Below are 12,741 nucleotides of genomic sequence, written 5' to 3'. Positions count from 1 at the left end.
CGTGCTCCTCGGAAGGCGGGCGCCGGCAAGCCGCCGGCGGCAAAGCGGATTTAAGTGTTGGCCTCCAGCCAGCCTTGCAGCAGCAGGGCCGCGGCGATGGCGTCGACCGGATTGTCGCGGTAGCTGCCATGCCGGCCGCCACGGGCCATCTGCTCGCCCTTGGCTTCGAAGGTGGTGAGCCGTTCGTCGTGGGTGTGTACCGGCAGGTTGTAGCGGCCGTGCAGGCGACGGGCGAATTTTTCGGCGCGTTCGCTCATCTCGCTGGGCGTGCCGTCCATGTTCAGCGGCAGGCCGACGACGATGGCGTCGGGTTTCCATTCCTTGATCAGCTTCTCGACCTGGTTCCAGTCCGGCACGCCGTTCTGCGCCTTGAGCGTGCACAGTTCTCGGGCCTGGCCGGTGATCACCTGGCCGACGGCCACGCCGATCTGCCGGGTGCCGTAGTCGAAGCCAAGCAGCAAGCGCAGTTCGGCCATCAGGCGTGGCCCGCCTGGCTGGTCAGCAGGCTGAGGTTGATCCCCAGGCTGGCGGCGGCGGCGCCCAGGCGCATGTCGCTGGCCATGCCGAAGATGATCTCGGGGTCGAAGGGGCAGTTGAGCCAGGCGTTGTCGGCAAGCTCGGCCTCCAGCTGGCCGGCTTCCCAGCCCGCGTAGCCCAGGGTGATCAGGCTCTTGCGCGGACCGTCGCCGGCGGCGATGGCGAACAGCACGTCCTGGGAGGTGGACAGCGACAGGCCCTCCAGCTCGACCGTGGCCTGGTAGCTGCGGTCGTTGCTGTGGAGTACGAAGCCGCGGTCGGTCTGCACCGGGCCGCCCTGGTAGATCGGGATGTGCAGGGTGCTGGCGGGCGGCTCATCGTCCGGGCGCAACTGCTCGAGGATGTCGGCCAGGTTCAGCTCCTGCGGGCGGTTGACCACCAGGCCCATGGCGCCGTGGGCATTGTGCTCGACGATGTAGGTGAGGGTCTGGGCAAAGTTCGGATCGGCCATGTGCGGCATGGCGATCAGGAACTGGTGCTTGAGGTAGCTGGGGGCGAGGGTCTTCATGTCCGCTAGTGTGGCGCCAGGTGGCGAGGCTGACAAGCCGGCTCCTCCACCGATCGTGCAGAACTCAAGCCATGCGCTGTCCCTGTGGGAGCTGGCTTGCCAGCGATGGGCCGCAACGCGGCCCCGATCAGTTGCTCGACAGCCGGTCACCCCGGGCAAAGCGCCAGGTACGGATGATCTCCAGGCGGTCGAACTCCGCCAGGTCCCCGGTGAATGGCGCGAAGGGCGCCGCCAGGCGCACGATGCGCTGGGCAGCCTGGTCCAGCACGGGCTGGCCGGAGGACTCCAGCACCAGCACCTCGTACAGCGAACCGTCGCGGTTGATCGACACCATCATCCGCAGGCTGCCGTACATCTGCTGGCGCCGGGCTTCTTCGGGGTAGTTGAGGTTGCCGATGCGCTCGACCTTCTTGCGCCACTCTTCCTTGTACCAGGCACCCTTGTCGCGCAGGGTCGAGGCGGCATTCAGACGGTGGATGCGCGGGCGTTTGGCGTAAAGCTGCTGTTCCTGGGACAGTTCGGCCTCGAGGCTGGCGATCTGGCTGGACAGCTGCGAACTGTCGAAGTCCGGTACCTTGGCCTCGGGCTTAGGTTGCGGCTTGCTCTCCTTGGGCCTGGGCTCGGCTTTCTGCGGCTTCGGCGCCTGGGTGGCGACCACGGACTTCGCCGGTGCCGGGGGTGTTTGCGGTTTCGCCGCCGGGGGCGGGGTGATCTTGTTGATCTTGCTGTCCTGGAACGGCGCGACCTCGGTGGTCTTGGGCACCGCTTTCTTGTCCAGCGTACCGCTACCCTGCTGGTTGTCCTGGGCTTGGAAATCGGCCTTCTCGGGCGCTTTCTCGCTCTTGAAGGTGGCCAAGGTGATATCCATGGCGTGTCGGATTTCGGCCGGTTTGACCACGGTGAAACCCACGCCCAGGATCAGCGCCAGGTGCACCAGGGTGGCCAGGAACAGGGTGAAACCGAGCCGGTCCACCGGGCGGACGCGCGGTGGCAGCAGGTCGGGTGGGATGTCGGCGGGAAGCGTCATCGGGTATCCAGCAACCGCTAGGCTCTGTACCAAAAGCCTTGATACTTGTTCATGCTGCGTTGAAAACAGCCTCGGAATGCTCATGTACTCCAGTACACTCCGCTTCCTCGGCTGTTTTCGCCTTGCCTGACCTGCGTCTCAAGACTTTTCGTACAGAGCCTAGGCGGGGCAGCAGCTCAGTCGAAAAGGACCGGCATCATACCCCACTGCGCGGTGTTGCCACCTGTCTTCGGTCAGCGCGCCTGAAGCTTGCGATCAATGGCGTCCATCAATTGCCCGCCGATATTGGTGTTGAAGGCGGCGTCGATCTCGCGGATGCAGGTCGGGCTGGTGACGTTGATTTCGGTGAGGTAGTCGCCGATCACGTCCAGGCCGACGAACAGCAGGCCCTTTTCACGCAAGGTCGGGCCGACCTGGGCGGCGATCCAGCGATCGCGCTCGCTCAACGGGCGGGCTTCGCCGCGACCACCGGCGGCCAGGTTGCCGCGGGTCTCGCCGCTGGCCGGGATGCGCGCCAGGCAGTAGTCCACCGGCTCGCCGTCGATCATCAGGATGCGCTTGTCGCCGTCCTTGATCGCCGGCAGGTAGGCCTGCGCCATGATCTGCTGGGCGCCGAGCGCGGTCAGGGTCTCGAGGATCACCGACAGGTTGGGGTCGCCGACCCGGTGACGGAAGATCGAAGTGCCACCCATGCCATCCAGCGGTTTGAGAATCACATCACCATGCTCGGCGGCGAATTCGCGGATGATGTCGGGGCGGCGGCTGACCAGCGTGGGGGGCGTGCACTGCGGGAACAGCGTGGCGAACAGCTTCTCGTTGCAGTCGCGCAGGCTCTGCGGCTTGTTGACCACCAGCACGCCTTCGGCCTCGGCCTGTTCCAGCAGGTAGGTGCTGTAGACGAACTCCATGTCGAAGGGCGGGTCCTTGCGCATCAGGATCACGTCCAGCTCGGCCAGGGTGCTGTCCTGCTCCTCGCCCAGTTCGAACCAGCGGGCCGGGTCGGCGAACACCTTGAGCGGGCGCATGCGTGCGCGGGCCTTGCCCTGGCCCTGGTACAGATCGCGCTGCTCCATGTAGAACAGGCTCCAGCCGCGGGCCTGGGCGGCCAGCAGCATGGCCAGCGAGCTGTCCTTTTTGTAGGAGATGGACGCGATGGGGTCCATGACAATCCCGAGGCGAACGCTCATGGGTAGTTCCTCTTGGCGGCCCTAGGCCGCGATGGCACGAAAGAAAAGTGGCTCAGGGTGGCGCCGGGCGCGCCCACGGTCAAGGGGCGGGCGGATGGAATGGCCTTCGGGAGTGTGCTAAAAAGGCTCGATCCAGCTTCAAGCTCCAAGCCACAAGCTGCAAGAGAGCCGGGCTGCACACCCATTTGCTTTTACTTGACGCTTGTAACTTGCAGCTTGCCGCTCAGACCAGAGCAGCAAATGATGGCGAACTATATGGAACAACCCCTGAAGGTGATGGTGATCGACGATTCCCGCACGATCCGCCGCACCGCGCAGATGTTGCTCGGCGAGGCAGGCTGCGAGGTGATCACCGCCAGTGACGGCTTCGACGCCCTGGCCAAGATCGTCGACCACAAACCGCGGGTCATCTTCGTCGACGTGCTGATGCCGCGCCTCGATGGCTACCAGACCTGCGCCATCATCAAGCACAACAGCGCGTTCAAGGACACCCCGGTGATCCTGCTCTCTTCCCGCGACGGCCTGTTCGACAAGGCCCGCGGCCGGGTGGTCGGCTCCGACCAGTTCCTGACCAAACCGTTCAGCAAGGAAGAACTGCTCGACGCGATCCGTGCCTGCGTGCCCGGTTTCGCCGCGCAGGATCCACACGCACCCTGACGCCGCCCACGCAAGGCGGCGTCTCTATTTCCTGATGGGGAAACAGCATGGCCCGAGTTCTGATTGTCGACGACTCGCCGACAGAGATGTACAGATTGACCGAATGGCTGGAGAAGCACGGCTATGGGGTGCTCAAGGCCGACAACGGTGCCGACGGCGTGGCCCTGGCCCGCCAGGAAAAGCCCGACGCGGTGCTGATGGACATTGTCATGCCCGGCATGAACGGATTCCAGGCCACCCGCCAGTTGAGCAAGGACCCGGAAACCAGCGCCATCCCGGTGATCGTGGTCACCACCAAGGACCAGGAAACCGATCGGATCTGGGCCCAGCGCCAGGGCGCCCGCGACTTCCTGACCAAACCTGTGGAAGAAGACGCGCTGATCGCCAAGCTCAAAGAAGTGCTGCAGGCTTGACCACCCGGCCCCAGGGCGCATCGCTGACCGCCTTCGAGCTGCTGCTGGACATCGACCGGCGCTGCCGCCTGCTGGTGGCCGACCAGCCACCGCAGGACATCCGCCTGCAACAATGGAGCGGCATCGGCTTTCGTGTCGCCGGGCAGTGGTTCGTCGCGCCCATGGGTGAAGTCGCCGAAGTGTTGCGCGAACCCCGCGGTAGCCGGGTGCCGGGTGTGCAGCCCTGGGTGCGCGGAGTGGCCAACCTGCGTGGGCGGCTGCTGCCGGTGATGGACCTGTGTGCATTCTTCGGCCTGGGGCCGGCGGCGGCGGGCAAGCAACGGCGGGTGCTGGTGCTGGATCACGAAGAGCTGTTCGCCGGGCTGCTGGTGGACGAAGTGGTCGGCCTGCAGCACTTCGCCCTGAGCAGCCTCGAGCTGTCGCCGCCGCAACCGTTGATCCGCGCGGCCGCGCCCTTCGTGCAGGGCCATTTTCCCCGTGAGCGCAATTGGGCGATCTTCAGCCCGTTCGCCCTGGCCCAGGCGCCGGGCTTTCTCGATGTGGCGTTGTAGAGGACTTTCGACGTGAACAAGCCAGGACCCACCGTTGCCGCAGCCGGCGTCTCGCCCGCCGCCGTGGCCCAACGCCCGCGCAGCACCGCGCAGATCACCGTGCTGTTCGTGGTGCTGATCCTGTCGATCGTCCTGTTGTTCGCCAACTTCGCCTACCTCAACACCCAGGCCAACCACGACAAGCAGTACATCGGCCATGCCGGCGAGCTGCGCGTGCTGTCCCAGCGCATTGCCAAGAACGCCACCGAGGCGGCGGCGGGCAAGGCGCTGGCGTTCAGGCTGCTCAGCGACGCGCGCAACGACTTCGAGCGGCGCTGGAGCTACCTGCGCGAGGGGGACAAGACCACCGGCCTGCCCGCCGCGCCCGCCACGGTACGCGACGAAATGGACGCGGTGCGCCAGGACTGGGAGAACCTGCGCAAGAACACCGACACCATCCTGGCCAGCGAACAGACCGTGCTGTCGTTGCACCAGGTCGCGGCCACCCTGGCCGAGACCGTTCCGCAGTTGCAGGTCGAATACGAGAAAGTGGTGGAAATCCTGCTGCAGAGCGGTGCGCCGGCCAACCAGGTGGCCGTGGCCCAGCGCCAGTTGCTGTTGGCCGAGCGCATTCTCGGCTCGGTCAACACCGTGCTCGCCGGTGACGAGACTTCGGTGCAGGCCGCCGATGCCTTCGGCCGCGACGCCAGCCGCTTCGGCCAGGTGCTCGAGGGCATGCTCGCCGGCAACCCGGCGATCCAGGTCACCCGCGTCGAGGACGCCGATGCCCGGGCGCGGCTGGCCGAGATCGCCGAACTGTTCCAGTTCGTCTCGGGCTCGGTGGACGAAATCCTCGAGACTTCGCCCGAACTGTTCCGCGTGCGCGAGGCTGCCGGTAACATCTTCAGCCTGTCGCAGACCCTGCTCGACGAGGCCTCGCACCTGGCCAACGGCTTCGAAAACCTGGCCGGCGGGCGTACCCTCGATACTGTCGGCGGCTACGTACTCGGCCTGCTGGCACTGGCCTCGATCATCCTCATCGGCCTGGTGATGGTGCGCGCCACCCACCGCCAGCTCCGCGAGACCGCGGAAAAGAACGAGCGCAACCAGCAGGCGATCATGCGCCTGCTCGACGAGATCGAGGAACTGGCCGACGGCGACCTGACCGTGACCGTTTCGGTGACAGAGGACTTCACCGGAGCCATCGCCGACTCGATCAACTTCTCGGTCGACCAGCTGCGCGACCTGGTAGCCACCATCAACCACAGTGCCGAGCAGGTCGCCGCTGCGGTGCAGGACACCCAGAACACCGCCCGTCAACTGGCCAAGGCCTCCGAGCACCAGGCCGAGCAGATCAGCGAGGCGTCCGAGGCGGTGGGCGACATGGTCGAGTCGATCGACCGGGTCTCCGCGCATGCCTATGAATCGGCCAAGGTGGCCGAGCGTTCGGTGGCCATCGCCAACAAGGGCAACGAGGTGGTGCACAACACCATCCACGGCATGGACAATATCCGCGAGCAGATCCAGGACACCGCCAAGCGGATCAAGCGCCTGGGTGAGTCCTCCCAGGAGATCGGCGATATCGTCAGCCTGATCGACGACATTGCCGAGCAGACCAACATCCTCGCCCTCAACGCGGCCATCCAGGCATCGCTCGCCGGCGAGGCCGGCCGCGGCTTTGCCGTGGTCGCCGACGAGGTGCAGCGCCTGGCCGAGCGCTCGTCCTCGGCAACCCGGCAGATCGAGGCGTTGGTACGCACCATCCAGGCCGATACCAACGAGGCGGTGATCTCCATGGAGCAGACCACCGCCGAAGTGGTGCGCGGCGCGCGGCTGGCCCAGGACGCCGGCGTGGCCCTGGCAGAGATCGAAGGCGTGTCGCAGACGATGGCCGACCTTATTCACAGCATCTCCGATGCCGCTCAGTTGCAGACGTCGTCTGCCGGGCAGATTTCCCACACCATGGCGGTGATCCAGCAGATCACCGCGCAGACCTCCGCCGGTTCCGGCGCCACGGCCGACAGCATCCGCCACCTGGCACGCATGGCCAGCGAGATGCGCCGCTCGGTATCCGGTTTCACCCTGCCCAAGCCGGTGGAGCGGTCGTGAGCGGGGCGAGCATGGCCGGCCCGGGCAATACGGCCGGCGAGCGCCACGACACGGTGGCCCTGGCCTGGATCAAGGCCCCCCTCCTCGATTGCCTGGCGCAGGCGCGCCAGGCCCTGGAGCGTTTCTCGGCGGAGCCAGGCGACCTGTCGATGCTGGCGTTCTTCGTCGACAACCTGCACCAGGTGCACGGTTGCCTGCACCTGCTCGAATTGCCGGGCGCGACGCGCCTGGCCGAGGAACTGGAGCTGCTAGGACGGGCCATGGCCGAGGGCCAGGTGAGCCCTCGCGGTGACTGCCTGGGCGCGCTGTTCCGGGGGCTTGAGCAATTGCCGCCTTACCTGGATCGCCTGCGGGGAGCGCGTCACGACTTGCCGCTGGTGGTCATGCCGTTGCTCAACCAGCTGCGGGTCTGCCGGGGTGCCGAGCCCCTGGCCCAGGGCAGCCTGCTGGGCGAACTCGGGCAGCGCCTGGCGGGCGCCGCGGACCTCGCCAACCTCGACCTTTCCCTGGGGAGCTGGCGTGAGCACATGCAGGCCGGCCCTGGGCGGGACGCGCTGCGTTCGGTGGTGATGGCCCTGTGCGATGACCTGATGCGCATCAAGGACCGTCTCGACCCCTTTGTCAGTGGCGAGCATCCGCCCCGCGAGTCGTTGGAAACCTTGCTGCCACCCTTGCGCCATGTCGCAGATACCCTGGCAGTGCTGGGTTTCCAGCAGCCACGACGAGTAATCATCGACCAGGTGCTGGCGCTGCAGGCGCAGGTCGAGAAGGACGGCGCGGTGGACGAGGCGCTGTTGATGGATGTCGCCGGGGCGCTGTTGTACGTCGAGGCGACCCTCAACGGCATGGTCGGCCCGCTGGAGGAGACCTCGCCAGGCAACCTGCCTGGTTCTGACCTTGCCGAGATTCGCCAACTGGTACTTAACGAGTCGCTCAATGTGCTGCAGCAGGCCAAGGACCTGATCGGCGACTGCCTGGAGTCGGACTGGTCGCGTCAGCGCCTGCAGGCCTTGCCCGGTTTGCTGCAGCAGGTGCGCGGGGCGTTGGCGATGCTGATGCTGCCGGCCGCCGCCGAGGTGTTCGGTGGGTGCGCGGGGTATGTGCAGGGCTGGTTGGTCCATGTGGAGGACGAGCCGCTGCCCGATGAGCTGGCCCACCTGGCCGATGCCCTGTGCGCCGGGGAGGCCTGGTTGCAGTGGCGGGTGGCCGATCCGCTGGCCGATGCCCAGCGTTTCATCGACATGGCCCACGCGAGCCTGACCGCCCTGGGCGTGCAATGCCCGCGTCTCGAGCGGCCCTTGGCTGGCTCTGGCATGGCGGACGGTGTCGATGACGAGTTGCGCGAGGTTTTTCTCGAAGAGGCCGGCGAACTGTTGCCTGAACTCGAGCGCCAGTGGCTGCGTTGGCGTGCCGACAACGGCCTGCGCGAGGCACTGATCGAGGTACGCCGCGCGCTGCATACGCTCAAGGGCAGCGGGCGGATGGTTCATGCAGAGGCCGTGGCAGAACTCGCCTGGGGCGCCGAGCACCTGCTCAACCGGGTGCTGGAGGGGCGCATCACACTGAGCGCCGAAGGCCTGGTGGCCTTGCAGCAAGTGTTCGTGCGCCTGCCCGACCTGCTCGCCGACTTCGCCGCCAGCCAATTGCCGCCCACTGCGGAGATAGAGCAACTGGCCGGGCATCTGCACGCACTGGCGCTCAATGACACGCCGGCCAGCGCCAGCATCGACGGGCTCGATCCGCAGCTGCTGGAGATTTTCCGTAACGAGGCCCAGGGGCACCTGGCCGGGCTCGATGTTTTCCTGCAGGTGGCTGGTGCCCAAGGCACAGTGGTCAGCGACAGCCTGCAACGCGCCTTGCACACCCTCAAGGGCAGCGCCGCCATGGCCGGCGTGATGCCGGTGGCGGAACTGGCCACCGCGCTCGACCGCCTGGTGCGCGAGTACAAAGGTCACCACCTGCCTTTACAGCAGGCCGAGATCGAGCTGCTGGAGGCTGCGCGTGCGCTGTTCCACCTGGGGCTGGCCCAGTTGGATAGCTCACCATTGGCTGCCATCCCGGGGGCTGCGGCGTTGATCGAGCAGGTCGGGCAAACGGTCGATGCCAGGCTCGCCCGGCACCAGGCCGAGCCGCACCCGTCGCGCCGGGCCAGACGTGACCCGCAACTGACGGCCACCTTCCTGACCCTGGGCATGGATATCCTGCTTGACGCCGAGGCGCGGCTGGCCAACTGGCAGGCCGACCCCACGCAGCATCATGAGCTGCACCTGCTGCTCGAGGAAATGACCACCCTCAGCCATGGTGCGCACCAGGCTGAGCTGTGGCAGGTGGATGAAGTCTGCGAAGGGCTGCTCGACCTCTATGGCGCGGTCGAAGAGGGCAGCCTTGCGGTGACACCGCGTTTCTTTGCCATCGCCCGTCAGGCCCACGAAGCGCTGCTCGACCTGTTCGACGAAATAGCCGCCGGGCAGGATCCGACCGCCCGCCCCGATTGCCTGGCCGCCTTGCATGGCTTGCTTGACGATGCCCTCGACCCGGCGGCCCTGGGGTTGGTCGGCGCAGCTGGCGCGACAGTGCTGCCCCAACCTGGCCAGCTGCCGGACCCCGCTGTCGTCGAGCTGTTTCTCGAGGAGGCCGCGGATATTCTCGAGGGCGCCGACCAGGCACTGCGGCAATGGAAGGACGATCCCGAAAGCCTGTCACCGCTGTCTGCGTTGCAACATGATGTTCTGACCCTCAAGGGCGGTGCGCAGATGGCCGCGATTGGCGCCATCGAAGTGCTTGCCCAGGAGCTCGCGCTGCTCTACGAAGGGCTGGTGGACCGGCGGATCGGGGCAAGCCCAGGGCTGTTCGAGATGCTCGCACGCAGCCATGACGCCCTGGCTGAGATGCTGCGCAGCTTGCGCGAGGGCCAGTCACCGCTGTCGGCGGTGGCGTTGCTGGGCGAGCTGCGCGATTTCCGCCATAACGCTCCGCCACCTGGCCCGACCGAGGCGCAGGACGACACGCAGGAAAGCGAAGGCGACAAGGAACTACTGGAGGTTTTCCTCGAAGAGAGCTCCGATATCCTCGAAAGCGCGGCCCAGTCCCTGGCGCGTTGGCAGGCCGACCCGCGCAACACGGTCGAGGTGGAGAACCTGTTGCGCGACCTGCACACCCTAAAGGGTGGGGCGCGCATGGTCGAGATCGCCGCCATCGGCGACCTGGCCCATGAGCTGGAATTCCTGTACGAGCTGCTGGCGGCCGCGCGGCTGCCGTCGACGCCGGCCTTGTTCAGCCTGCTGCAGAACTGCCATGACCGCCTGGCGCACATGCTCGACGCGGCGCGCCTGGGTGAGCCGCTGCACGCGGCGACGGCGCTGATCGACTATATCCGCAACTTCTCCAGCGCCGCGCTGACCGACAGCGCCGCCGGGCAGCCCCAGGCCGAGCCCGCCCCGGCCGAAGCCCCGGCTGTCGCGCCCGAGCGGGCCGGGGACATGGTCAAGGTCGATGCCGAACTGCTTGACGACCTGGGCAACCTGGCCGGCGAGCATTCGGTGATCCGTGGGCGCATCGAGCAGCAGGTCAACGATGCGCAGTTCGCTCTCAACGAGATGGAGACCACGCTGGAGCGCATGCGCGACCAGCTGCTGCGCCTGGATATCGAGACCCAGGGGCGGATCTCGAGCCGGCACCAGTTCGAGGGTGACGCCTATGACGACTTCGACCCCCTGGAGATGGACCGTCATTCGCAGTTGCAGCAATTGTCGCGGGCGCTGTTCGAGTCCACCTCGGACCTGCTCGACCTCAAGGAGACCCTGCTGCAGCGGGCCCAGGAAGCGCACAGCCTGTTGCAGCAGCAGGCGCGGGTCAACAGCCAGTTGCAAGAGGGGCTGACCGCCACCTTGATGGTACCGTTCGAACGCCTGGTGCCGCGTTTGCAACGGGTGGTGCGGCAGGTGGCGAGCGAACTGGGCAAACAGGTCGAACTGGTGGTCGGCAATGCCGAGGGCGAGCTGGACCGCAGTGTGCTCGAGCGCATGGTCGCGCCGCTGGAACACATGCTGCGCAATGCCGTCGACCATGGCCTGGAAGCCCGCGAGGCGCGCCTGGCGGCCGATAAGCCGGAGCAGGGCACCATCCACCTGAACCTGCTGCACGAAGGCGCCGACATCGTCATCGAGATGAGCGACGACGGTGCCGGGGTGCCGCTGGAGGCGGTGCGCAACAAGGCGATCAAACGCGGCCTGCTCGATCCGCAGGCACGCTTGAGCGACCACGAGATCCTGCAGTTCATCCTGCGCCCGGGGTTTTCCACTGCCGAGAAGATCACCCAGATCTCCGGGCGCGGCCTGGGCATGGACGTGGTCCATGAAGAGGTCAAGCAGCTGGGCGGTTCGATGAGCATCGAGTCCAGCCCCGGCAAGGGCGCGCGCTTCCTGATCCGCTTGCCGTTCACCGTGTCGGTGAACCGGGCGCTGATGGTGCACGTGGAGGATGAGCAGTACGCTATTGGGCTGAACACCATCGAGGGCATCGTGCGCGTGCCGCCATCGGAGCTCGAGGCCTGCTACCGACTCGACCCGCCACGCTACAGCTATGCCGGCCATGACTACGCGCTGCGTTACCTCGGCGAGCTGCTGCAGGAGGGTACGCAACCCAACCTGCTGGGCCAGAGCGTGCCGCTGCCGGTGCTGCTCACCCATTCCCACGAGCAATCGTTCGCGATCCAGGTCGACAGCCTGTCGCCCAGCCGCGAGATCGTGGTCAAGAGCCTGGGCCCGCAGTTCGCGGCGGTGCCGGGGCTGTCCGGTGCCACCCTGCTTGGTGACGGGCGGGTGGTGCTGATTCTCGACCTGCTCGGCCAGTTGCGTGGCCAGCAGCGACGCCTGGCGCGCCTGCCGGGCGCGGCGCAGGGGCAGCATCTGCTGACCGGCCCGGTGCCCAGGCGGCCATTGCTGGTGATGGTGGTGGACGACTCGGTGACCGTGCGCAAGGTCACCAGCCGCCTGCTCGAACGCCACGGCATGAGCGTGCTGACCGCCAAGGACGGGGTGGATGCCATGGCGCTGCTCGAGGAGCACCGCCCGGACGTGTTGCTGCTGGACATCGAGATGCCGCGCATGGACGGCTTCGAGGTGGCCACGCGCATCCGCCGCGACGAACGCCTGGCACAGTTGCCGATCATCATGATCACCTCGCGTACCGGGCAGAAGCACCGCGACCGGGCCATGGCCATCGGCGTCAACGATTACCTCGGCAAGCCCTACCAGGAGTCGGTCCTGTTGCAGAGCATCGCCCACTGGAGCCAGCCCCATGCTTGAACATATCGCCGGCCAGCGCAGCAGCCTCACCGGCCTGCTGTTGCCCCTGGGCGACCGCACCCTGGTACTGCCCAACGTGGCGGTGGCCGAATTGATTGGTCATCGTGCCATCGCCTGCGAGCCAGGAGAGCCGGCCTGGCACCTGGGCTGGGTGGACTGGCGCCAGCAGCGCTTGCCGTTGATCGGTTTCGAGGCGGCCTGTGGCGGGCAGACCACTTGCGGCGAGCGGGCACGGGTGGTGGTGCTCAACGCATTGGGAGATACCGGCCTGCGCTTCCTGGCGTTGCTGCTGCAGGGTATTCCGCGCTCGTGCAAGCTCGACAGCCAGTTGAACTATGTTGACGTGCCGCTGGCCGCGCTGGAGCTGGCGGCAGTGCAGGTGGGCGAGCAGGTGGCGCGGGTGCCGGACCTGGCCGGGCTGGAAAGATTGGTACGTGACGCTGATCTGCAATCTGCAGCTGGCTAGG

Annotated in this window: 10 protein-coding genes; 6 read left to right on the top strand and 4 right to left on the bottom strand. The window is 66.8% G+C overall.

What is annotated here, in order from left to right; genetic code table 11:
- Window positions 1-50 precede the first annotated feature (50 nt).
- The 4 genes from ruvX to gshB all read right to left on the bottom strand — a co-directional run bounded on the left by ruvX (window position 51) and on the right by gshB (window position 3,259).
- Window positions 51-476 carry a Holliday junction resolvase RuvX gene (ruvX, locus tag ACZ9C1_RS16370; RefSeq protein ID WP_028688357.1) on the bottom strand — a complete coding sequence of 142 codons (426 nt, stop codon included), beginning with the start codon at window positions 474-476 and terminating at the stop codon, window positions 51-53.
- Window positions 476-1,045 carry a YqgE/AlgH family protein gene (locus ACZ9C1_RS16365; protein ID WP_102682234.1) on the bottom strand — a complete coding sequence of 190 codons (570 nt, stop codon included), beginning with the start codon at window positions 1,043-1,045 and terminating at the stop codon, window positions 476-478. The genes ruvX and ACZ9C1_RS16365 overlap by 1 nt, the downstream gene beginning before the upstream one ends.
- A gap of 127 nt (window positions 1,046-1,172) precedes the next feature.
- Entirely contained in the window at window positions 1,173-2,072 is a 900-nt protein-coding gene (locus tag ACZ9C1_RS16360; protein ID WP_102682233.1) for an energy transducer TonB, read from the bottom strand.
- A 233-nt stretch (window positions 2,073-2,305) separates the two neighbouring features.
- Window positions 2,306-3,259: a glutathione synthase gene (gene gshB, locus ACZ9C1_RS16355; protein ID WP_046853923.1), complete on the bottom strand. Its 954-nt coding sequence runs from the start codon at window positions 3,257-3,259 to the stop codon at window positions 2,306-2,308.
- A gap of 255 nt (window positions 3,260-3,514) precedes the next feature.
- On the opposite strand from gshB, the gene pilG reads away from it, so the two are divergent.
- From pilG to ACZ9C1_RS16325, 6 genes are all read left to right on the top strand, one after another.
- Entirely contained in the window at window positions 3,515-3,916 is a 402-nt protein-coding gene (gene pilG, locus ACZ9C1_RS16350; protein ID WP_102682258.1) for a twitching motility response regulator PilG, read from the top strand.
- A 47-nt stretch (window positions 3,917-3,963) separates the two neighbouring features.
- On the top strand, window positions 3,964-4,329 hold the full coding sequence (pilH, locus tag ACZ9C1_RS16345; protein WP_046853925.1) for a twitching motility response regulator PilH: 366 nt from the start codon (window positions 3,964-3,966) through the stop codon (window positions 4,327-4,329).
- A complete protein-coding gene (locus ACZ9C1_RS16340) occupies window positions 4,326-4,880 on the top strand; it encodes a chemotaxis protein CheW (RefSeq protein ID WP_046853926.1) in 555 nt (184 codons plus the stop codon). The genes pilH and ACZ9C1_RS16340 overlap by 4 nt, the downstream gene beginning before the upstream one ends.
- Window positions 4,881-4,943: 63 nt before the next feature.
- Window positions 4,944-6,968, top strand: a complete 2,025-nt coding sequence (locus tag ACZ9C1_RS16335) for a methyl-accepting chemotaxis protein (RefSeq protein WP_102682257.1) — start codon at window positions 4,944-4,946, stop codon at window positions 6,966-6,968.
- A gap of 11 nt (window positions 6,969-6,979) precedes the next feature.
- Complete coding sequence (locus ACZ9C1_RS16330) at window positions 6,980-12,274, top strand: hybrid sensor histidine kinase/response regulator (protein ID WP_457378779.1); 5,295 nt, start codon at window positions 6,980-6,982, stop codon at window positions 12,272-12,274.
- Window positions 12,267-12,740: a chemotaxis protein CheW gene (locus tag ACZ9C1_RS16325; RefSeq protein WP_023632084.1), complete on the top strand. Its 474-nt coding sequence runs from the start codon at window positions 12,267-12,269 to the stop codon at window positions 12,738-12,740. Before ACZ9C1_RS16330 ends, ACZ9C1_RS16325 begins: the two co-directional genes overlap by 8 nt.
- Window position 12,741: the final 1 nt, after the last annotated feature.

The sequence above is a fragment of the Pseudomonas sp. TE21435 genome, assembly GCF_056279265.1.
The sequence above is the reverse complement of the archived record's forward strand: the minus strand, read 5'-3'. Positions and strand labels throughout refer to the sequence as shown.

Excerpts from the sequence above, each read along its gene's own strand:
- pilG (WP_102682258.1), top strand. The coding sequence starts at position 3,515 with ATGGAACAACCCCTGAAGGTGATGGTGATCGACGATTCCCGCACGATC.
- ACZ9C1_RS16330 (WP_457378779.1), top strand. The coding sequence starts at position 6,980 with ATGGCCGGCCCGGGCAATACGGCCGGCGAGCGCCACGACACGGTGGCC.
- ACZ9C1_RS16360 (WP_102682233.1), bottom strand. The coding sequence starts at position 2,072 with ATGACGCTTCCCGCCGACATCCCACCCGACCTGCTGCCACCGCGCGTC.
- ACZ9C1_RS16365 (WP_102682234.1), bottom strand. The coding sequence starts at position 1,045 with ATGAAGACCCTCGCCCCCAGCTACCTCAAGCACCAGTTCCTGATCGCC.
- ruvX (WP_028688357.1), bottom strand. The coding sequence starts at position 476 with ATGGCCGAACTGCGCTTGCTGCTTGGCTTCGACTACGGCACCCGGCAG.
- gshB (WP_046853923.1), bottom strand. The coding sequence starts at position 3,259 with ATGAGCGTTCGCCTCGGGATTGTCATGGACCCCATCGCGTCCATCTCC.
- pilH (WP_046853925.1), top strand. The coding sequence starts at position 3,964 with ATGGCCCGAGTTCTGATTGTCGACGACTCGCCGACAGAGATGTACAGA.
- ACZ9C1_RS16325 (WP_023632084.1), top strand. The coding sequence starts at position 12,267 with ATGCTTGAACATATCGCCGGCCAGCGCAGCAGCCTCACCGGCCTGCTG.